Origin of the sequence: Palleniella intestinalis (assembly GCF_013166595.1) — a bacterium.
Classification (GTDB): Bacteria; Bacteroidota; Bacteroidia; order Bacteroidales; family Bacteroidaceae; genus Prevotella; species Prevotella intestinalis.
On the sequence record NZ_JABKKG010000010.1, the window covers coordinates 49,070 to 72,439 of the forward strand.

17 protein-coding genes are annotated in these 23,370 nt (G+C 43.3%); all 17 read right to left on the minus strand.

Features of this window, described 5'->3' with window-relative positions; translation table 11 throughout:
• Positions 1 to 2 precede the first annotated feature (2 nt).
• Positions 3 to 2,390 carry a hypothetical protein gene (locus HPS57_RS12295; protein WP_172183524.1) on the minus strand — a complete coding sequence of 796 codons (2,388 nt, stop codon included), beginning with the start codon at positions 2,388 to 2,390 and terminating at the stop codon, positions 3 to 5.
• The gene (locus HPS57_RS12300; protein WP_172183526.1) at positions 2,369 to 4,501 is read right to left on the minus strand and encodes a hypothetical protein; all 2,133 of its coding nucleotides are present in this window, start codon (positions 4,499 to 4,501) and stop codon (positions 2,369 to 2,371) included. The genes HPS57_RS12295 and HPS57_RS12300 overlap by 22 nt, the downstream gene beginning before the upstream one ends.
• Positions 4,502 to 4,512: 11 nt before the next feature.
• Complete coding sequence (locus HPS57_RS12305) at positions 4,513 to 5,637, minus strand: hypothetical protein (protein ID WP_172183528.1); 1,125 nt, start codon at positions 5,635 to 5,637, stop codon at positions 4,513 to 4,515.
• A gap of 87 nt (positions 5,638 to 5,724) precedes the next feature.
• On the minus strand, positions 5,725 to 6,762 hold the full coding sequence (locus HPS57_RS12310; protein ID WP_172183530.1) for a hypothetical protein: 1,038 nt from the start codon (positions 6,760 to 6,762) through the stop codon (positions 5,725 to 5,727).
• A complete protein-coding gene (locus HPS57_RS12315; RefSeq protein ID WP_172183532.1) occupies positions 6,759 to 7,412 on the minus strand; it encodes a ubiquitin-conjugating enzyme family protein in 654 nt (217 codons plus the stop codon). The genes HPS57_RS12310 and HPS57_RS12315 overlap by 4 nt, the downstream gene beginning before the upstream one ends.
• Before the next feature lie 20 nt (positions 7,413 to 7,432).
• On the minus strand, positions 7,433 to 7,759 hold the full coding sequence (locus HPS57_RS12320) for a hypothetical protein (RefSeq protein ID WP_172183534.1): 327 nt from the start codon (positions 7,757 to 7,759) through the stop codon (positions 7,433 to 7,435).
• A gap of 257 nt (positions 7,760 to 8,016) precedes the next feature.
• Complete coding sequence (locus HPS57_RS14365; protein WP_253946554.1) at positions 8,017 to 8,514, minus strand: hypothetical protein; 498 nt, start codon at positions 8,512 to 8,514, stop codon at positions 8,017 to 8,019.
• A gap of 551 nt (positions 8,515 to 9,065) precedes the next feature.
• Positions 9,066 to 12,029 (minus strand): phospholipase effector Tle1 domain-containing protein, encoded by a 2,964-nt coding sequence (locus HPS57_RS12330; RefSeq protein WP_172183538.1) that lies wholly within the window; start codon positions 12,027 to 12,029, stop codon positions 9,066 to 9,068.
• Positions 12,026 to 13,570, minus strand: a complete 1,545-nt coding sequence (locus HPS57_RS14255; RefSeq protein WP_216653411.1) for a DUF4280 domain-containing protein — start codon at positions 13,568 to 13,570, stop codon at positions 12,026 to 12,028. The genes HPS57_RS12330 and HPS57_RS14255 overlap by 4 nt, the downstream gene beginning before the upstream one ends.
• 58 nt (positions 13,571 to 13,628) lie before the next feature.
• Entirely contained in the window at positions 13,629 to 15,656 is a 2,028-nt protein-coding gene (locus tag HPS57_RS12340; protein ID WP_172183540.1) for a type VI secretion system Vgr family protein, read from the minus strand.
• A 9-nt stretch (positions 15,657 to 15,665) separates the two neighbouring features.
• Positions 15,666 to 16,139, minus strand: coding sequence for a type VI secretion system tube protein TssD (gene tssD, locus HPS57_RS12345; protein WP_172183542.1), 474 nt, complete (start codon positions 16,137 to 16,139; stop codon positions 15,666 to 15,668).
• A 78-nt stretch (positions 16,140 to 16,217) separates the two neighbouring features.
• Positions 16,218 to 16,625 carry a type VI secretion system tube protein TssD gene (tssD, locus tag HPS57_RS12350; protein WP_172183544.1) on the minus strand — a complete coding sequence of 136 codons (408 nt, stop codon included), beginning with the start codon at positions 16,623 to 16,625 and terminating at the stop codon, positions 16,218 to 16,220.
• Between the two features lie 54 nt (positions 16,626 to 16,679).
• Positions 16,680 to 18,083, minus strand: a complete 1,404-nt coding sequence (locus HPS57_RS12355) for a hypothetical protein (RefSeq protein WP_172183546.1) — start codon at positions 18,081 to 18,083, stop codon at positions 16,680 to 16,682.
• A 27-nt stretch (positions 18,084 to 18,110) separates the two neighbouring features.
• On the minus strand, positions 18,111 to 18,566 hold the full coding sequence (locus HPS57_RS12360) for a hypothetical protein (RefSeq protein ID WP_172183548.1): 456 nt from the start codon (positions 18,564 to 18,566) through the stop codon (positions 18,111 to 18,113).
• Positions 18,567 to 18,624: 58 nt separating this feature from the next.
• A complete protein-coding gene (locus tag HPS57_RS12365) occupies positions 18,625 to 20,862 on the minus strand; it encodes an AAA family ATPase (protein WP_172183550.1) in 2,238 nt (745 codons plus the stop codon).
• A gap of 1 nt (position 20,863) precedes the next feature.
• Positions 20,864 to 21,451: a UpxY family transcription antiterminator gene (locus HPS57_RS12370; RefSeq protein WP_172183551.1), complete on the minus strand. Its 588-nt coding sequence runs from the start codon at positions 21,449 to 21,451 to the stop codon at positions 20,864 to 20,866.
• 322 nt (positions 21,452 to 21,773) lie between these two features.
• Complete coding sequence (locus tag HPS57_RS12375; protein ID WP_172183552.1) at positions 21,774 to 22,973, minus strand: tyrosine-type recombinase/integrase; 1,200 nt, start codon at positions 22,971 to 22,973, stop codon at positions 21,774 to 21,776.
• Positions 22,974 to 23,370: the final 397 nt, after the last annotated feature.

Here is a 23,370-nt window from a genome sequence, read left to right on the forward strand (position 1 = left end):
AATTATGCTTCTTCATACTTGAAAATAGTGTCACCTATCTTAAACGTATCACCGTTGGATAATATATTATGACGATTAACAGGCAACTCTGCACGATTATTATATACAACGCCTGTGGCCAATGGTTTTATCACCGGTAACATTTTCTCGTGGTCGATGAACAGTTGCACATGCTCCTTAGCCACTTTGTTGCTTTTCTCCCAGTTCATCTGTATCTCACAATCTCCCGTCATACCAATAGAGACCTTGTTTCCTCCACCTGTTGCATTCATCCACTTGTGAATAGGAATACGCTGACCGGACTTTACGCCATTCTGAATGACAAGGAAATATCTTTCTGCAAGCATTCTCACTGTAATCAGTGAAGCTCCAAGTCCTCCACCATAGATAATGAAATCCAGCAACATCGGCAAATAGCTGTAAGATGCTCCTACAAAATGAGAGAAATACAGGACTACAAATCCTATGACAGACGAACATCCACCTCCAATCAATGCACTCTTAATCGGAATTGTGGATTTTATGGTCAAGGCAAGTGAAACACTCAAAGAGAACAGTATGTATGCCGGCAAAGAACAGTACCATGTTATGGTCTTGGTCCATGAAACCATCAAGCAGAATATATCGGCACCAATAGCAAATACAAACATTCCGATAACACCTGTCACAAATGACAATCCTACCACTTTCAGCCATACTTTCCAGGTTTTGTCACGTACTTCGTCATTATAACGGAATACCATGGAAATAAAGAAAGCCAAAAGCAAACCTATCAACAGGAATGACGATGTTTTCACTACACAATCCTGATATATGAACTTGCTCTCCGTGCTGTCAAACACTAAGTTCACAATTCCTTTCGCCAAAGCATCAAAAGCACCACGCCCACACAACTCATAAATAATCCAGCTTACCAAACCAGCTACGACACCGGATAATGTCTGAGAACAATCCCTGAGAGATGACAACTTGAACAGTTCCTGCCATTCTATGTGCTCCTGTATTCCGGTTTTGCAGTTCTGCCCATACTCCGCACATTTGTAGCCATTCTCTTTCCAGCAATGCTCATGCATCCAATGGTTGCATCTTGTGACAACTATCTGCCCCGGGCGTATTTCCTGTTTGCAGTAATGGCAGATTCGTCGTTGCACATTCTCTTCCGGCTTATATGGCTTATAGTATTTCGACTTAAATGCAAGAGAACGAATGTAAGGTACAACCACTTTCATCACAAGGAAGAAGAATCCAAAGGTTATGACCGTTACTATCAGCGCCACCAAGAGTTCAATGAAAATATTGGATGCAGGCTGCGCTCTGTTTGGCCAAGGATTTTCAGCAGAACCAATAATATATGAGACCTCACCGATTTCCTTTTTCGGACCCCATTTCACAGCATATTCAACATTTCCCATATAAGCCTTGCCTTCTGTTGCCATGTAGGAAAATTCATAATCGTATGCCTGGTCATTTACGACACTCTGGAACTTTGCGGTGACATCCTGAAGACTTGATGACGGATGGTATGAACCTTTCAAACTACTGATAAGATTACCCTCAGCATCTCTTGGTTGGGTGATTCCCTGCAAAGTGATTTCTATGTTCGTATCTTCACCCTCTTCCGTATAGTAGAATGCATAAATCCTCGGTAATGGCGACTGCCGGTTGCCGCTTTGCAAATCCACAATATTTGTAAAGCCTATCTCTTCATAGTCAGGGCGTTTGCTTCCTTCCGCAAAAAGCATCACTATGTTCTTGTCTTTATTGGCCATCGCACGCTGGCCGATGGCTTTGCACGCTTGGTAGTCACCGATAGTCTTGATTTCTGACTTAAGAGCAGCCGCATTGGGTACAAACTCCAACAGCTTTGCATAAACAGCACTATAGAATGTTTTGCTTTCCGTAGAATTCAAGTACTCATTCTGTATCTTTCTGAGATTACCCTTAGTTGCCAGACAACTATTCGACACACCATTGCCATAGTATGATACATATACAGTGCTGTCAGGAGCCATGCTCACAAAGTTCTCCAAGACTTTCCATATCTCCTGCTTTCCTTTGTATGGGATGCTTTGGTCGAGAACAACAGAGAAAGTGTACTCTTTTGGTATTCTGATACCGGAGTCCAGCTTCTTGATGCTGCCATTTTGAATCTCATTGCCATCTTCTGAAATGACAAGCATCTCGTTAAGTTCCTGAAATCCGAGTGTTGAGATTCGCTTCTGATTTTCACCCCGCAAATTGAAAAACAAGTGAATAGTGTCTTTGCCTACACCATAATCATAATATCTCCCACAAAACTCTATCGATGATACAGTCTGGGCATACAGGACAGACATAAATATGCCTGCAATCCACAATACCAATGAAATCAGCGTCTTCTTCTTGTCCATATTTTCAGATTTTCTATTGTTTCTTCTGCGTAATATTTTTCATCGTTAACTAATTCGCCATTTACAACAGGCATGGTTGTCAATGTCATTTGCCTGGTTGAATAGACACACACAAAGTTTACCATAAGATGTTCATCATTGACTATCCTCTGGATTGTCGGCAAACTCATGTGGGCAACACTTATCAGGCAGCCCATGAGTCCCGCTCCGGGCTGTCCACCATGCTTGTAGACAGATGATATAACATATTCATTGCCTTTGGTAGTCTCTGCCTGGTAGCCTACCAACCACCCTATCAAGCCCGTCTCTGCTGACTCCATCGCCAACCGGGACAAATCAATGATTGCATTATTGTTGAGTTCTATCCCCGCACATGATGATGCTTGCAGCGTGGCTCCCTGCATGATGTTGTAGTAATTGTCAGGAGAGAATGATTGCTTGTTGCTTTCTATTGCCCACTTGTACAAGTCTTCCAACGAATACATCTGACTCAAGTCTTGCTTCGAGTTGATACTTCCATCGTGACGGAAAGTGAAGATGCCCATCTCTTGCTTGTCAGTCAGAATATCAACAACAAATGCTACAAGGAAATTCGGATGTTGTGCGTGCTTCAACTGCATCTGCACATTACTGTCGGAATTGCTGAAGAACACTCCCAGTCCGGGATGAGAATGCACCCAACATGTCAAATCGTACTGCAAGTTTGTGTCCTTACGCAACTTGCGCAGCTTTTCTGCCACACGCAGTTTTATCTTACCGCCAAAGTTCAACTCATACTCCTTGAAAACAGCATCCTCTCCCGGCAGCACAATTGTCTCAAGGGTTACATCGTATGTCTTAGTGCTATCGTCAAGAATCCACCTTCCGAGCACCATACAGCCATCTTCATGCGGACGCTCAGCATTGCGCAAATCCTCTGCATAAATGTCATAAATATCCTTAAGGCAAGTATTCTTGATATAGATATTGCGGACTGCAGAATCCTGACAGAATTCTGATGTGGCAATCTTCTTGTACTCCGGATTGTCTTTCACATCATCAATGCATTGCTTCTTTAGTATCGAGGTTGTCTTACGCCGTACAACAATGGTAGGGTTCTCAACGTCATGTGTCACCTGTGATTGGCTTCGCTTCACATTTGTCGATTTTCTTTTTGCAGAGCGCTTACTGATGACACGTACTGAAAGAACCAGAACAACAAGAACGATAAACCCTATTATACAATAATTGAATATATCGGTTTTGTTCCATTCAAATGGCAGTTTTGCAGACTCATCACTTTCCTGTATCTCTTTTTCCAGATTTTGAATAGCAGCCTTTCGTTCCTTCAATCGAGCTTGAAGTTTTTTTGTTATGTCTGCTTGTATCTGATTCTGCAATTCTATTGATACACTCCTGTTTTTGGAACAATAGTCTACCACATTCTGTATGACAAATGATGCCAAGCCCTCTTCCTTCAGCTTTAATGCAACTTTTTCATTATCGACAAAGGCGAGCACATTACTGTTTTCTATATAGCTTTTCTTGCTGGCAGAGGCATTCAATTTCGCAGAATAGTCGTTAGCTTTGCTGACAAACTCCGCTGTGGCAGACTCTCCCCAAAACGGATCATTCTCTATAGATTCGGTAAGTTGGTCAAGCGATGTTGCTGTTGAGGCTGTTGATTTTGGCTTGGTCTGCTTGTCTGCATTTACAGGCAAACTCGCAGCAGATGTTTCCTGTGGAGATGACTCCACTTTCGTTTCCGGTTCTGTTGCCGCCTGAGGCTGTGATTTCGGCACTACCTTGCTCGCTTCCAGCAGTGTGACACGAGAGAACGATTCAGATTCTTTGGAAGTGTTGTTGCTTTGGCATCCTACAAACCTTTTGCAGACTTTGCCAATGGTGGCGCTCCCATGCTCATTAATGTAAAAATTAGAACCGTCCACATTAACAATTATTTTCACACCGGTGTGGTTTGTGACACCGGATATATACACCTCCGATGCATTCCTAATCTCATACGAGACAGTCACATCACCTTTTGGCGTTGTTCTTCTCACATCTATTGCATAGTCCTGCAATACAGAGCACAACAAGAACAGAAGCAACAGATATTTTCTATTTTTCATAATCAACATAATTATATGGATTTCATTCCCGTATTTTTTTTATTAATGCTGTTCCTTACCGCAGTCCGAGCCTTGGTCTTACCTTGATTTACCACCTGATGAGTCTTGTTGCGAATAACTTGCTGCGCCCTTCGTGCTGCTTCTCTCTCTGCCTGCTGTGTGAGAGACTGTTGCATTTCAAGCATGCTTTTCTGATTACGGATGTCTCTAAAATGACGAAAGACACCATTAAAGACAAAACAAAGTACGGCAAAGATTGCTCCGCCTATGAGCAGCCACAGATTCCGTTTCTGCTGTTTCTCAGCATCCTGCCGGGCTTTCTCTTCCGCTGCCTGCTGGCGCTGCATGTCTTCCTGCCGTTGTTGCTCTTGCAGAGCTTGCGTTTCAGACATTTCCTTACGGGCAGCGGACTGCTGTTCGTCGGTCAGTTCCTTTTCCTTGTTTTCATACATCTGCAAAGCACTCTCTATTCTCGCACGGATGGCAGCATCTGTTATCCGTCGTTTCATCGAATACAAAACCTCTACATCTGCCTCAAGAGAACTGGGAAATGGAAGCTGGGTGATAGTCTGCAATCGCTCTTCCACAGCGTTGATGCACTCCAACGCCTGAGTAATGTCCTCATTGTCGCCGTCAAGCTCTGCGGTAGATTTAATGGCTATCATTTCCTTTCCATACGATTTGGTTCCGGAAGATGCTCCGCCTGACGGAACAGCGTTTACGTTTACCACAATATTCTTCTTTGTCTGTCCGAGAAGCCGATAGGTGTTCTTTTTCTCATAAAGTGCAACAAACGTTGTGATACCGAAAGAGCTACGGTTCTTATCCTTCGCCTTGAACTGTATCGGGGAAGATTCTCCCAATATGTAATAGCCATCGTAAGATTTGGAGTGGGAGACATTCGATGGCATTCCGAACGCTTTTGGCTGCTCGCCTGTAAACTTTGTTGCAGCGTACCCTCCCACTCTGTCAAAGACAATGACCTTGAGTTTTGTGAGATTTCCATCACACCGCTTTCTCAGCTTATCTGTCGGAAGGAAGCGAATATCCGAACTATTCGCCGACACCGTTATGTCCGTACCGGACTGAACAATGGAATAGGTTATGATGACCTTGTCACCCAACTTTGTAGCCAAGGTGTCAGTAACTGTTTTGCTCCATAAGGGAGAGCAGCATGTCACAAGGATAAGCGACAATATATATTTCAAACGACTGTGCATCATTTACTTGTTCACAATACGGTTATATCGGTCAGCAATGCCATTTGCAAAACTTGAACTCTTCTTGCGTTTCCTGCTCTTCTGATAGCACTGATACAATGCCGATGCTTTCCGTGAGGCATCTGCCTTAGAAACTCTTCCGACATACATGCTCTGATATAGGTCATCCAATTGGTGGTACACCTGTTCAGCGGACAAAGAGCAATAAGAGCAGCTGTGCGCTTTAGAATTACCATGTCTACGGCAATTCCCTATATTGTAATCATCCAGATTGATTTTGCCCAACTCTTCAATCAGCCTGCTGTATGCCTTATGTGGAGTCTGGTCAGATGTCCAGTTTCGCCTGATATTGTCAAGTTGTTCTTTCAAACGTTCCATCCTCGCTTTATAAGGCTGTTGCTGTGTCTCGACAGACTCCGCATGTCGCTTATGCTTGCAGAATCGCACGTTCTTCAATGACGAAACAAATTGGTTGACAGAGTCCTTTAACGCGGCAAACTGTTCATTGCTTTCATTCCAAGCTCTGACAGTAATTCTGTACTTTACAGTCTCTTCACGCAATATTGTTATCCTTTTCCCTCGCAATAATGCATTGTCAGTTTTCACGAAATAAAAAGGTATTGTCAATTCCTGTGCTTTTTCATTCTCAACCGTTATGCTGAACTTCGTTTTTTGCGATGGCGCAATCTGCTCTGCGTATGGGATGCCACTGCAACCGGAGACACTTCTCTTCCCTTTGTCACCGCCAAAGGCTTTGTCAAACACCACTTTTGGAGTGAGCTTCTTCAGTTCCTTCTCTGTCTTGGCAGCAGGGAAAAGCATCAATGTCTCACCGGGCTGAAGATTCTCAATTGAGATTTCAATCTTTGAACTGTTGTCCGAGGGTTGCAGTAACTTGAAGTCAACCAAAGAATATCCGAGGTTGCTCTTGCACTCCTCTGTGACAGCCACTTCAAGATTGATGCTTTCTTCTTGCTGGGCAAGCGCAATATTGCCACAGAAAAGTGCAATGGTTAATACAGATAATATTCTTGATGTCATATTTTCGCTGTCATTACTCTTCTGTTTCTCTTTTCAGGATTTGCGCTTGGCTTGTTCGTGCTCGCATCGCCTGACATATCCTGCCCGAAACGTGTCCAACCGTTCGGCTCACCTTCCTCACGAACCCATTCCGCAACATTCTGGTCTTCTGGATAAGGATAAGTGTTCTGGGCATGGTAAAGCTGGTACTTCAGGTAACGCTCCACACGCAGCACAAGGTCCTTGAGAGACGCAAGCACACCCATTTCCTTTATGGTCAGGCACACATGGCCTTTGAAACTTCCTGAATAGCGGATGTTCGGATGCCAGATGTCAGAACGGAAAGTGAATATAGGGTTGCCGTCTGCCGAAGGATAGTTGTTCGGCAGCACAATGCTCATCTTGTGCAGATAGCCAAAGACAGGCTCACGAGGGATAGCTCCTTCTTTTACACCCACGATGGATTTGCAACGATACCATATCTCGTACTCCGTAGGAAGCCCCATGATGTTCTTTCTGCGTATGATGTACGACAGCGAAGGGTTACGTGGATTCTCGGCAGCGGCCTTGCGCTTGGCACATAGCGTATCAAGTTCCTTCCACTCTTTCCACAGACGCGCATCACGTCCGGAAAGCTCTTTCTGATTAAAATTGTTGATTACCCCATTCATAACTCAACACTTGTCTTTGATTATCCGGCAATAGGTACAGAAATCAGATGCAGGTGGTCAAAAGGCTGGATATTATAATCCGCCAGGCACTGCTCACGACCGTCTTCATCCTCGAACTCCAGAATCTCAGGCTCTTCCCCGTCATCCATAATCTGACCAAGCAGATATTGGATAGGGTTGCCTCCATTGTCAAGTTTTGGCAGTTCAAACACGGAAACGATACTTGCTATCTGGTCACGGATAGTCTTGTTCGTATCGGTTACTTTAACTTCGACTTCCTCATAAGAGGAGCCGTCAATGGTCAGAATGACGATAAAGTCATCTGCATAATCGATTTCTTCATTCATAGTTGTATGTCTTTTTATTGGTTTGTATTATTGTTGTTGTTCTTACTGATTTTGCCTTGGTGTCCCCATTGCTGCACAAATTCGGCACAAGCAGGAATCCACAAGCGTCTCCAACCTTGTTACTACATGAGAATCAGACAGTTGCAAAACAGGAAACAAAAGGTGGCACTTCGCATTGCAAAAGGTAGCACTTTACTGGGCAAAAGGTAGCACTTTGTTGTGTAAAGTGTCACCTTTCGTTATGCCAACAGTTTCCATTACCATATCCATGCTCCACGTGGTTGGTCATAGTTCTCCGAACGGTAGCATTCAAACTTGTTCTTGAACACGATGAGTTGGTACACATCCGGCTTTATGATGACCGGCTCTTTGAGTCCATATCTGAACATCGCCAACTCATATTTGTTCTGTTCTGCATCAATACGTATGATGAAATCCGTCTTTGTGTCGGGATGCGCCCCATAGAATCTGTCAAACACCTCACGTATCTTGTCCTCATCAAACCAGAAATATGCTGACCATTCCATCCTCCCTTTGTGCATCTGCACTTTCAATTTCTTCGGCTTTCCCGCCTCATGGTATTTCATCAGCCCACCATCATGCAGCTTGTCATGCGTCCCATCATAGAGTGATTCTTCCATGTAATCCATCTCCACCGCGACTTCATCCTCTTTGTATTTCTCCCACTTAATATCCTCGTTCTTTCCATTCCATTTCTCCAACAAAACTTGATAGCGGTAAATGAATTGCTTCATGTAGTTGTCAAAAAGGTCGCGAGGGGGAAGGCCGTTGAAAGCCACTAAATTATTATATACATCCGATTCTGCTTCTATATATTGGCGGCAATATGTTTCTAATTTAATATCAGGAGACAATGGGAGGAAATCGGCCATGTCAATTTCAATCGTTTTACACCACTGATTAAGAACTACAATACTTTTGAGATTTCCCCATAACCACAAAGTTATTGTTCCACCATACCCCATGCCAATAACAAGATGGGTATAGTCTCCTTTTGAAAGTTCATTTGCCAAAAGTTCTATTGGAAGTTCTTCATTATAAGAATAGAAAGTTTTTTCAATAACAGACAGCCAAACTATGTCCAACTCTTTTGGACATCCTAATGGAATATTGTCCAAAATATGTGTAGAAAGTGGCTGTCCCCAGCTTCCCTTGAAAGGATAACGCTTGGGGATTTCGCAACATTGTCCTTTACCGTCTTTCAGAAGGCCAAAGAGCAAATCTGCCGGATAGAGAGAATGTGCACTCCCTGTTATAAACAATGTGTTAGTGTGGAAATCCATAATCAGTTGAACTTTTCATCATTCTCTACATCAATCTTCAAAGTTGCAGCTTTCTTGCTTCCATTTCCAAGACCACAGAGATATACATCGTTTGCTCCTTTTGAACTTTTACCATGATAAATACGTCTGGATACCAGAAGACGGTTCTCATCAAGTGGTTTCATGGACAAGCCATTAACAATGCCATTATCAGCAGGTGACAATATCTGCTGATTACTTGAAAAGTGCAAATATTTACATCGTATGTGCCTGTATTCTTCATAGTTACCTGGTTCACAGAAGAAACGTCCGGTCTTTTTTGACGCTTCATATATTACATTATATAAGTCTTCTAAATCTTTTGGGGTCTCATACATACCCAGTGGTATGGAATTGAATAATTTGTCATTATTATTTGCCCAGCCTGCCATTATCCGAAGTGAAATGTTTGTATACCCAACATTTGAATATTTATAAATAGCGACATTGTCAATTTCTTTATTTCCCCACGTTTTTGTTTTGTCTACCAAGACTGTTTCTGAATCGTGCTTCTTTAGGAAATCAGATTTGGCACGTCCTGTAGATGTCTGGTTCTTACGGTCACATATCACGCCGTTATATGGCGCCCATCCTAAATTCCGTAATGCAGCAACACTGACATCCACAATTCTATCTTCCTGAGGGCTCGCATGTGGGAAATCATTGAGCAAACAGATATTACGAGTATCACTTTCTATTAATAATTTTCTCTTCGGGCTATTCACCGTATCACTAATGGAACGACAAATGTTTTGTGTAAGTATGTATATAGACTTGAATTCGTCCAGCATCTCATTCATCTCATCTGAGATTACCCGCATAAGAGTAAGATCTTGCCCACTGTTTTTCAAGTTCAGCCTTACTTTTTCTATTGAACCATTAATATCTGTGATAAAATCTCCAATCTTACTTGCAGTTTCAATGGAACTCCCGACTATATCTTTTGCACTATCAATTGCATCAGAAGCATTGTCCACCACATCTTTACCTGATTTTCTTCCCTTAATTCCTTCGATTGCTTCTTTTATATTTGATGCATCATCAAACATATTGTCTACAGCTTGCTTTATGCCATTCAATTCTTCGCTACTGTTTGTAACAACATTTATAGCTTTTTCTATGAGACTTTCTCTCTCCATTTTACCTATTGCATCTTGTGCAGCTTGCTCATCAACCGTTTTTATTTGATTGCCTGCATCAACAATAAGTTTATTTACATCTGTTGCTAACTGATAGCTATTAACAAGAGTTTCTTTTGCCGAAGCATAAGAGTTTCGTGCATTCTTTATAGTAGCCAATACTCCTACAACAGCACCGACACCGGAGGAAGTCACAGCAATACCTTGCATCGTTTTCCTGACATTCTTCACAAGGGCCAAAACAGAATCCAACGTTGCCTTTGCCGAACGTGCAACTTCCACTCCTTGCTTTATCTTATCATAAGCATCACTAAAGATTTCTTCTTTATTTGCTATATAACGGTAATTGATAATCTTAATTGAATCTTGCCCTAAAGCACAGCCTCCACCTATATCTGTATGGCATCCCGGCATAAAAATCTCAGTGCCTGTATTAAGAGAGTTTTCTATATCGACAAGAGCAAAATTTGCCCGATTCTCATCTAGTGCACATATATGCAACAAGTTGTTTGCTTTTTCTGTGGAATATAATCCAAAATCTGAAACATTGTCATCATGATATATTGATTTTCCATAGGAAGCAAATTCTTCTGCAGCAGCAAGATTCATCTTATCTGCCAATATTTTGTTTATCCCATCCCTTAATATGCCAATTGATGACACTGTATCAAAAATACCCAAGCATCTAACCTCTTTCGATTCAAGTTTTCCTGCAAAGTTTTCTTTTTTACTCGGCAAAAAGACATTTTCTGTCCCAGTGAGCAGTTTATAATCATTTTTGCATATATTGTAAGGTTCTTTGCCCTCACCGGAAGGGTTTAGGATATAGGTAAACATACGAGCGGTTGTAGCACCTCTGCTAAATCCGAACACATCGAAATGAAGCCTTATTACATTTATATTAGTGTTTTCATTATAAATTTTGTATATCCTTTTTATTTGCTCACATATTCTACGGCACTTTTCAACCACTCCCTTACTGCCTATTCCGAATCCTAACCCGGAAACTATACCATCAGGAGCTACCTTTTCCGATGGTTGATTTGAGGCTGGAGCATCGCTAAAATCTTCTTCAACACTTGTGACAATATTTTTTTTGAATCTTCCCAATTCATCTGTAAGTGACTTTAAATGCTGTATAACATTTAAGTCTGTATCTGCTCCACTACCTTCTATATATAAAGAATGATGGAACTCTCTTATATTACTTCCTACATTCTTTTTTGCTGTAGCATCATCCGTAGTTTTATATAAACTTTCCAATATGGCTACATTTGTGTAAGTTGAGCCTTGGGAAAAAGACATTGAGAGCGATTTGTCTTGAAAAAAATCATTCATCTTGCCAAGAATTCCCTCTGATTGCCCACCATTAGCTACGCGCTTCAAATTATTTTGCTGAAATGAGGATGTATTATCTTCGGCAATAGATGACCAGCTAAAATCCGTATTACCAGCTGCAATGCTATTTTCAAAAACATTGTCACCTGTTCCACGCACACCATACAATATGTCTAACTCACTTTTAGAAAACACATTTTCTTTTTGCTTTTCCCAATATGCCCGAGGGACACCTAAAACACTCTGTACTGTATCAAAAGAGGTATTATTGTTTTTATTAAAAACCTTCAGTTTCTTTTTCTTGTCTTTAAGTATCTCCTTACGACGAACAGTCTGTCCAATCATCGATTGAACCTTGTTATTATTGGTTCCATCGAAAAACACACCTATATAAACATCCGCCTCAATAGTCTGAGGGACATTTCCTACAGAATCAGCAATGCCTTTTGCTCCTACAAATCCGCTACTCATTTCTGTCCGTCCTTAGTGATTGTTATTATTCCACCCCAACAGCATCTGCAATAGGATGATTTAAGAAGTGCGGCATCACCTTTTACAAGTACATCGTTTTTGCCGTTCATCCAATTAGATTGCGTGCCTGGCACGCATGGCATAGGAGTGAGTTTGCCATGGGCGGCAGCCGTGGCAGCTCCGGTTGGAGGATATGCCGTGGTACGGCATCTTCCGAAAGCTGCTATATTATATAAGGAGATGTGGTCAGTGATGTTCGCCATTGGCTGCCCTGTAAGATAAACTGTACGGTCTGGATATACCGTAAGTCTGGCAGATGCAGAGCCAAAACTGCATTTCATCGTTGCTCCGGAGCATACATAAGAGTCCGCATTGCCACCTGAGGAACTATCGTCCTGAGATTCTTGGGGCGTTTCTTTGCTTTGTGGCGTTTCTGCCTTGGATGCTGCATTTGAGGTTTGCGAAGTTGCAGAACCGTTTTTTGCTAAATGCCCATCCTTGAACACCGCTTTGACATCGTCTGCAACTTTCTTGCCCGCTGCAATTGTTCCTTTAATGTCACCCTGCTTTAACGCACCTGTCAAACCACCCACATCGGCTGCAAGCACTCCGCCCAATGCCACATTATTTGCAGCATTAGCAGCCCCTTTAAGAATCTTCTGCACGCCCTCAACAGCTTTATTGGAAGACAAATTGCCTAAAGCATCAAGGGCTGCCAATCCGGGAGCACCTTGCATTGTGCCCTTGCTTTGGAAGAGTTGGACTATCTTGTTCAACGACTTAGCCATCTGCTCTGTCGACTTGACAATCTTATCAACTCCATTCTTGATTTTGTTAATTGCCTCTACAGGGTTCCTGTAACTTCCGCCGAATGAATCTATTCCGCTCTTGAAAGTTCCTATTGCATTTAGAATGTTAGGTGTCTCATTCTTTATAATGCTGCCTGTATTGAATACATTTGCTCCAAAATGGTCAATCGCAAATGTTTCAAGTATGTTGACCTGACTTTGATTCGTGCCTCGATTAAAAACGGTATTTACAGCCGCAGCCCATTTATCCCAGTTCTTGTCAAAATCCGTGAACAGTTTAGTAAAATCACCTGACTTGAAATCCGCGATTCCACTCACTGCCAAAGTTTTGGTAGCATCATATAAGTCAAGATAATCGCTACTGTTATTCTTTATGCAGCTTCCGAACTTGAATGCGCCTTCACCAAAATGTTCTTTGGCGAATTTTTCCAGCATATTGGTATGTCCTTCGCTTGTATCAGCATTGAAGGCCTTATCAAAGGCTGCCGCAAACTTGTCCCAATTACCATCAAAATTGGTTATCAGCTTTGAGAGGGAATCGGCAGACATCCCACCGGACATATCGGATGTCACGGATGATACCACATTCTTTCCCGCCTTATATACTTCGCTGCAACTTTTTATTTTCTCAGCCTCATCCTTGAACTCTGCTTTGAGTTCATTGGACAAGGTTTTAAGGTTGTTTGCTCCGTCCTTCAGACTATTTACCAATGATGGGAACAATGCTGCCATAAATTAAGATTAAACTTTTGTGCTTCGGATAGTGTCAGAGTACTATCTATTTCGAGATTTAATTTATCTTTGTTTTATTAGCCTTAATGTCTATCTGGTTGCCGGCATTAATGGCAATGGTTGCAGAAGCTTTCTGTTGGTGGGTAGTAGAATACTCCATGAATGCGGATTTAGCCTCCTCACGAATGTTGGTTGCTGTTACCTGCAAGTTGTTTTTCACCTGTTCATCCTTATTATCATTGACCTTGACAAACTGGTTGCTTTCTACGGTCAGCGAGTCATTGCGGTCTATGCTTGTGCTACGGTCATTGCCGGCATGTTCACGGATGTCATTATCGGCAGTGCGCTGCATATCATGACCTGCAGCCATGAAGATGTCGTTATCTGCACTGGCATTGATGTCGTGTCCGGCGTGCATGATTATATCGTTCTTCGCATATAATTCTATGTTGCCTGTTGACTCCAGTTTTATCAGCTTTTGGTCGGTGGAGAAAGTTAGGATATAGTTCTCTTTTTCATTGTCATAGATACGGATATAGCCATCATTCCCTTCATCATGTATTTCAATGGTGTGACCATTGCGGGTACGGATAGCCTTGACTTGGTTGCTGCTGTTATTGTTCGGCAGCCATGCTCCGTCCGGGTCACCTACACCATTATATAATGTACCCTTCACAAAAGGGCGCTCAGCATTGCCACCCTCAAAGTCAATCATCACCTCCTCACCAATTTCCGGGATGAAGCTAAAGCCTTTTCCTCCACCGGCATAGGGCTGGGAAAGACGAAGCCAAGGAGTCATCATGCTGTCGTCAAGCTGTGCCTGCCAATCAAACTGCACACGTATTCTGCCAAGGTTGTTAGGGTCTTCATTATCAGTAACCTTTGCGCGACAAGATGTGGCAACAGGATAGACATCACTGTCAGAATAGGGTGGGTAGTCGCAAGCTGAAGGGATTCCAACGAAATGGTTACTATACATGTCATCAGAGGAGAAATAGTGCGCCATTTCGATTATAAGGATTTCATCCTGGTCCACATCACTCTTGGCGTTAGTGGATGAGTTTGTTATATAGTTGTCCTCAATGACAAGTACCGCACCTATTTTCAACTTTGAGCAATAGGTATTGCCTGAATAAGTAAGCATTTGTGCCTTCTCACCGCGAGCCTGCGTTTTCGTTGATGCGTTGAGGACGGTTTCCCTGCCATCATCATCTGCAAAACCACCGGAATGCAGGTTCTGCAATGTCGGTTTTATGAACTGTTCCTGTGAAGCGGCAAACACACGTTCACTCAGACTGTTGTACTCACGCTGCATTTCCTCAACACCTTCCTTCTGATTGGCATCATAGGCATTGTAGGATGATGCCACATGGCTGAAAGCAACAGGCTGCAGGCGTAGTTCCACATTGTAAGATGAGATATCGTTCTTGGTATAGTTCAGTCGCACGGAATCTGCCTGCACAAGATTGCCGAACACAAGTTTGTCACCATCGTTGTACAGCCATTCTCCGTATCTGCGCGCCAAACGTTGCAGGAACTGATAATTGGTTTCGTTATATTGTACGCAGTAAGGAATTGTTTCCGCAAATCGTGCGTCAATACATGTTTCCAAATGCTGGCTGTAATCATCCACCACATCCTGAACAATGTCATTGAGTGTCTGCTTCTCAAATGACTTGCAAGTCGGGTTATCAAACAACAACGCATCCCAACTGCGCGCCTCTACGTTGACAACATACTCACCCATGCTGCGGCTTCCCGACGCTGACACTATCACACCATGGAAAGAAATATCGGCAGTCTTATCGACAGAACCGAACATGGATGACAATGTCTCTGTATAATCAGTGGAAACCTCAAGCATTATCTCTTTGCCGATGATATTGCCACAAACAGCAAATTCCGTATCGCCCAACATTTCCTGCGGTCCTTTGCGCATGGTGAATGTCAGTGAATCCGGAGACAATAATGACTGGTGCAAAGAGAAATTATCAACACGGAACGATGTTCCGCCTATCTCTATGTCATACTTCGACGACTGTACGCCATCGACAGACATTTTTATGGAACGAATAGTTGCAGACACGTTTCTTCTTTAATATTCAAGATTAAAAGACTCATAGAGCGTATTCAAAGACGACATGGCACTCATCACACTGTTTTGAGACCACTCACGGTTGAATGTCGCACTTTGAGCAGAGCCAATGCGAATTATCTCCGCACTTAATGTAATCGTAGTGTACATGAGTTTACTGTCGTTATCATTGAAATAATCTTTCAGTCCGACACAATAGGCGTTGCCGAACGCCACACTCTTATAGACAGCCTTGTTGTCATTGGAATAGATACGGAAGCGGAAGATTCCTGAATTGACCTGTGTCTTATCAAACATCCAACGATAGAAAAACAGGTCATCATCGCTTGTTGCAGGCATGACAAACTTTATCGTTCCACCCATCGTGCGTGAAGACGGCTTGCCTGTCTCGTCTGTTGACTGTGAGAAATCGAATTCACACTCAACAACGCTGTAAGTCTTGCCGGCAATTTTAAGTTTTCCTTGTATAGCCATATTTGCCAAAGTACAACCTTCAGCTTAGATGCCTGCAAGAATGCAGACAATCTAAGCCAAAAGTTATTATGCGACAGATTATTTGTCAATTGTCCAGCTGTTGTTATGAACAGCATTACCTACCTGAATTTCCTTAGCAGTGATGGTGAACTCTTCATACTGCTGCACCTCATTCTTGTCATCATAAGTTTCAGAGTACTCCACAACATATCCGTTCTTGAAGTTCAGACGCTTCATCTCGCCACCATCCTTGTCTGGATAAGAGATTACACCATTCTTGCTCATGTAGGTGTCACACATCCACTCAAGAAGTTCTGTGTTTCCGTCATTCTTGGATTTCACCTTCAGATGAATCTTGCCACCACGTGTACGTCCTGTAGGCTGTCCCTCCACATCTGTCTGCTGATTGAGCTCGTAACGCACATACATTACCTCACGCTCCTGAATGCCATCGGCATTGATGGTCACAGTTCTTGTCTCTGCCATAATTTCTTTCTTTTTTGTAGTTAATATTAATGTTTATTGAAAAAAGTATTTGCTTTATGCATTTTTTGTATTTTGTTCCCAATCCACACCTGCATTAGTGTTCTTGCCCGTCAACTCAATGAAGAAGTTCTGAGCAGCAAAGTAAGGTGTGATCTCCACATTGATTGTGATATCCTTTGTCTGAGGATTCTGGTCCACTTTCAGATTGGTGTACTTCTCGATAATACCACCCGGACCTTTGTAGTCACTGAGGAAGTTGTGGATGTCAGACGTAATCTCAGACTTGATTTGAGGAGTCCAAATCTCCATTGCATGGTCGTTACAATAGTTCTGGAAAACCTTTCCTATCCAATCGAACACGCGAACGATAGAGTACTCCTGCAATCCCTTTGATGCACCGTTGTAGAGTGTATGGTTGGAGAATGCCATCGTACGTCCATCCTCTTCCACCATAGGAATGATTCCTTGGTCGATAAGGGTTGCTATCTCTGACTTGCGCAAGTCCATACGAGCACCCTTCACATTGTCAAGTGTGCCATAGCGCTTGCCCGCTGCTGCCTGTGCGATAGTCACCTCTTCTGTGTTTGACATGCGTCCTGCCAATGCTCCGGAAGCCGGAATGTAAAGGTCTTCATCCTCCCCTGCCAATTCTGATTTTGCACGACCAAGGATATAGTTTGCAGTCATAACAATATTTCCCAAATATGGGTCAGTGCCTTGCAGACTTGCATCGTCAAGTTCAGTCTTCAGCATCTCGAAATTCTGACTGTCCTTGAAATCCGTCACCATAATGACCTTATTGCGATAGGCTGTCTGCGCCCACATTCTAATCACATCCGAACCACCGTTCAGTTCGCCACCGATATAACCCGGAACCACAAGCATACTATAATTGTTCTTCAAGCTAAGGCGGTCAAAATACTGTTCAAGTTCTTCTCGAACGGCATTCGTATCTTCCGAATTATAATCATGGAGTTCCTCTTTATCAACATTCATCAGTGTGATACAGTCAACCTTACCCTGACCAGCATTCGCAAAGAACGAATCAAGACTGCGGTATGTGACTTCAAGGTTGCGTATTTCGTCACGAACACAAAACAGATTCTCACTAAGATTGCGCTCCGCCTTCTCACACTTGTCTTTGCAGGCATCGATAATCTCCAGCGGATCACCTGTACCCTGCTCAAGGATTTCCACCCAAAGAGAAAGTTCATTCTTCAGGCGCTTCCGTGATTCCTCGTATGCCGAATCAGAGAGGAACACGTTCTTAATAGCCCTACGGCGAGGATCCATGTTCTCGACACCTTTGATAAGACCTTTCAACAACTGGAAACCTCCGAACTTATCCAATCCACCGAGACTGTTCTGAAGCAGTTCGGCAGGGTTCTCTATTCTTTCGCGCTCCCGGAGACCAACAGGCTCACCGGAAGTTACGGCTTTCATTTCTTCTGCTGCCATTATTATATAATATAATGTATAGGTTAATTATTCTGCACTTTCCAGTTCTTCGAGCAGTGCCCTCAATGCATTCTTCAAATCACCGCGTGCCGCATCGTTTTTCAGTGCGTTGCGCAGTGTCTTGTTCTTTTCCAACTGGCGGATTACTGAGTTATAAGCGTCTATCTTGGCCTTCTTGCCACTCATCAACTCACTCTGGGAAATAAGTTGCTCATCCTCGAAATCCTTGATTTGCCTAAACTCAAAGTCTTCGTAAACAGCACCGCCCTCTTCCGTAACAAGAGCAATGCCTTCCTTGCTTGGCTGATAGTGTTCGAAAACATCTTTCATGCTTTTCGCCTTGAAGCCTTTTCGGTCTTCGTCAGTGTTGGGAGCAACATCGGTAAACTGGTCAGCATAGAGTGTCCGGTTCTGTGGGAACTCTATGACACCGTCCTGTGCATTTTCCTCAACGACTTTTGAAATTACGGTTTTTCTTGCCATAGTTTTGTTATTATTTATTTGTTTATTAGTTGTTTTCAGTTCTGCTTGCCGTGGACAATCACTCGTCCGGTGAGTCAATCTCCCAAGCAATTTCTTTAGCCACTTCATTATATTTCATTGTGACAGTATCACCTGAATTTATGTCACCCGATATTATCAGTTTGGAGAGAGGGCGGCGGATTTCCTTACGGATGATGCCAAGGATAGGGCGTGCACCGTAATGGGCGTTGAAACCAACCTTGGTTATATACTTGCGAGCTGTATCGTCTATCTCCAATGTGATGTTCTGCTCTTTCAAGGCTTTCAGGAGGTTCTTGATATGAATATCGAATATCTTGTCTATCATCTCCGGCGTGATTGGAGAGAAAGGCACTATCTCCGTAAGGCGCGCAAGGAACTCCGGACGGAACTGTCCTTGCATCACATCAAGCATCTGGTCGTGAGTCGGCACCCGATTCTCTTCAAATGACTTGAAAATATAATCGCTGCCGATGTTGGAGGTAAAGATTATGAGAGCATTGGAGAAATCGCCGACACGTCCGAGACGGTCATGCAGCTTTCCTTCGTCAAGAATCTGCAGGAACAGGTCGAAAACAGACTTGTGTGCCTTCTCTATCTCATCAAACAGCACAACACTGTACGGATGCTGACGGATTTGGTTGACAAGCAGTCCGCCTTCCTCATAACCGACATATCCCGGAGGTGCACCGTAAAGCAGGGCGACGGAATGTTCCTCCTTGTACTCCGACATGTCGAAGCGCAGGATGGAAGCCTCATCGTTGAACAGGAAATTGGCAAGCGACTTTGCCAGCTCTGTCTTACCTGTACCGGTAGGGCCAAGGAAGAAGAAAGAACCGATAGGCTGCTCTTTCTTGTTCAATCCTGAGCGTGATTCATAAATGGCATCAAGCACACTCTTCACGGCGTGATTCTGCCCCACAAGGCGCTGATGTATGATTTCTTCCGCATTGCCAAGCTTCTCGCGCTCTTCCGATTGGAGGTTGCCCATTGGAATACCGGTCATCTTTGCCACCACGTTCTTGACATAGTCCTTACAGAGCTTCTGCTCCGGACAAGCGTCCATTTCCAAGTCTATCTTTATGGAAGCCATTGACCTGTCCAGCAAGTCCAAAGCTGATGAAGGCAGGCTGCGCTCCGGGATATAACGTTTGGAAAGGCGTACCAATTCCTCTGCAATATCTTCTTCGGCCTCTATCGAATGGAATTCCGCATAGCTTGGCATCTTGCTTTCAACAATCTCTTTGGCTGTCTGCTCGGTTGGCTCGTCCAATTGTATTTTCTCGATATAGGACATCAGCTCCTTATCCTTCTCTATGTCCTTGGTATATCCATCTATGGTGGAAGTGCTTATCAGCTGAATCTCATTCTTACACAGTGCACGTTTCAGGATAGGCAGGATGCCGTTCAATACTGACTGCTTGTCCTCTAACCTGTAAATATTCTCCACAACAAGCACAGCTCCCGGCTGCTGTTCTATATACGCCAGTGTCTTTTTGAAGCGGTCCTCTACCTCACCCTTGTAAGAAACACCTTGCACAAGGGCTATCAAATCAAGTTCGTACAGCACCATGTCTCTTACAGACGAAGGAGCATCTTCCGCGCTTGCTTTCTGAATCAGACCATATATGAGACTTGTCTTGCCAACACCGGTCTCGCCGACAATAATCAGGTTTGCCTTATCCTTTCGTGCAAGCACTTCAAGCATTGAGCGCACCTTGTCCTCCAAACCAATCACAGGCAGTGCCGGAGCCGTTACAGCCTCGCAAAAATATTCCTCACTTCCCGAAAAAGCTTCACTTGCAGACGGCTTTCCCGGCAACGAAGGTTTTGCACAATAATCATCCGACATTGTCCTATATATCATCTCCGGTGCCAACGGAAGCGTTTTCAGCTGGTCGGCACTAAAGCCCACCCCTGGCGATACAACTGCCGCCAACAGCAATTGTGTCGTTATTTCTCCCAGTCCACGTTGTTCAGCCTGGGACTGCGCTTCCCTGATAACGCTCTTTGCCTCATTGGAGAACACAACCGACTTCATCGGATAGGCGGACTTCTCTGCTTGACTGACTCTTATGTCTGCCCAATCCAAAAGATAATAATAATCAGAATCAAGGGTGTCTTCGATAAACCCGACAAGTCCCACAGACTTATGCAGCAAAGCCCGGAGCAAATGGGCAGGCTCTATTTGCGGGGACTTGTTATCTTTTGCAAAAGACTCCGCTATATGCAGCACATCTACAGGCAATTGACTTAATATCTCTGCGTATTTATCCATATTAATTATTTGTTTTGCTAATACATTTCACATCTGCTATATCGATAAGCACATTAGCACTGCCTAAGAAGCCAAGATTCACATATACCCTCGTCTTTTTAACGCCCAATTCCGCTACTTTTCCGACCATTCCCTTCATAGGCCCTCGGACAACTTCCACTTCTGTGCCCGCAACAAGTTTGCTTGAATCCATTGTCACAGCCTCATCATGCTGTGCCAGCATTCTGCAAAAATCCTCAATCTGCTTGTCCGGTATTACGGCATATTCCCTGGCACCGGGAGCTTTGAGAAGAGTATATACAAATGACAAATCGCGAATAACCCGAATATCTTCATTCGCCATTTTCACAAACACAACCATTGGAATCACAATGCGGTCAATGACTTTGTTCCTGTCACTCCAATAGTGAATTTCCTTCTGGATTGGAGCAAAAGCCTCAATGCCGAGAGAATTGATTCTCTTGGCGACTTTACGTTCACAACAATTACGCACCTGTGCCACATACCAACGTTTCGGACACGCTTCGCGGTTGCCTGTCCCATTTGCAGGCAAACCAACCGATGTCGTCTTGATAGCATCCTTATCCATTGTAAAGTGTGATTGCAGAAAATGTATATCTCTACAGCAGAGACAATCACTTTTGAGAAACAACTATGTAACAGTAAGTTGATGCACAGAAAACAGCATTATTGAAAAACAAAAGCCACCTGTCGGGCTCCGTCAGCAGTTGTTTTTGCGATAAATACATCACAAAAACAAGAATTCTCCAACAAAAGGCAATATTTTTTTGCATTAAATTTGTCTAAATTGAATAAAATGTTTAATTTTGCATTGTGGAGTATTGTCTCTGCTGTAGAGACAATCACTTTTGAGAAACATATTTTTTTATTGCACAAACAGACTGTCAAGATTACAAGTCATCCAATATTTTCCTGTTTGCCTTATCCACCTCCGCAGTATTTATTGAATCCAGATAAATTTGCGTCGTCAGCTCATTCTCATGCCCTAATCCTTCACTGATCACCGCTATCTCTATCCCTTTGTTATGAGCAATGGTTGCCCAGGAATGGCGCATAACGTAAGTAGACAATGGTATTGGCAGCTGAACCATCCTGCCTACTTTCTTCAGATTACGGTTGATTGCCATGAGCTGCCTTCTGTACTGCTCGCGTTCGGAGCCATCTTCAGTCTTGATTATCGGCAACAGATATTGCGTGTCACTGGGATATTTGGAGAAAAGCGCATCGGCTTCCGGAGGGATTTGTACCGTCAGCAGCTTTTTTGTCTTCCGGCGTCCGTAAACTATACGCCCACCCTTCACATCTTTCTTTCGCAGAAATGCCAAGTCTATGAAACTAATGCCACGCAAATAGAAGCACAGCATAAGCATGTCACGGGCATATTCCAATGCCGGGCGAGTGCCAAGAGGCAGACGCCTTATCTTCCTAATGTCACCTATACCGATAGCACGCTTTATGGTTTTATCGACTCCGGTATACACCCTGCAGAAAACATTGTTGTCAATCGTCAGCCCTTCTTCTACGGCAACCTTATATGCAGAACGGAGATTGCGCATATAGAAGGATGTGGTGTTCCTCCTGAGCCCGTTCTTCAGCATGTAAGCCTCATATCGTGCCATCATCTCCTTTGTGATTTTATCCACATCAATGTCTATGCCGCCACGGAACTGCATGAAGCTTCTAAGCGAACACATCATGGTCTCGCTGCAACGGTCACGACCAACATCCCTCAATTCGGAACTTTTCCTTTGCAGAAACTCAAAGAAACTTTTCCCATTGTCACTATCCGTCCTGAAGGCATCCACAAGTTCTTCAACAGAATAATCTCTTGTCCCGAATGCCTTGGATATAATGTGAAAACGCTCTATTTCCCACTCACAATGCTGCATAACCGCTTTGACATGGGCATAGCGGTTGCTTGCAGAGTCCGGCAATAGTATTGTTTCCGAGTCGTCACACCATTCTCCTGAAAATATCCGATGTCCTATAGTTACCCTGCGAACCGTACGGTCATGTATTATCTGAAAGAACAACACTCCATGCTTACCGGGCTTGGAAGAAGCCCTGAATTTCAGTTTAATAGAATCCATATCAAAAAAACGCCTTAATTTTTATCTATATAACTCTCACATATTTTTATTATAAATGAATTACTGACGGATATTGACAAAAGGTACTAAATGCAAAGTTACAGTTTCTTGATAAGATAATCGCATCATCCAACAATTATCTTCACCGGAAAAGCAGGCATTCTTTTATCTGATTGTATATCAACAAATTAGCACAGAGTATTCTCCATACAACCAAAGTGTTACCTTTTGTGTGGTAAAAGGTAACACTTTACCATGCGAAAGGTAAGGGGTTGCAGTACGAAAGGTTACCTTTCACAAAACCATGCATAACGGCATGCTTTGCGATGCTTAATCCTATGACAAAACAACAGACAGGGCAGGCGGATTATGATATGACAAGACAGCACCGGAAAGA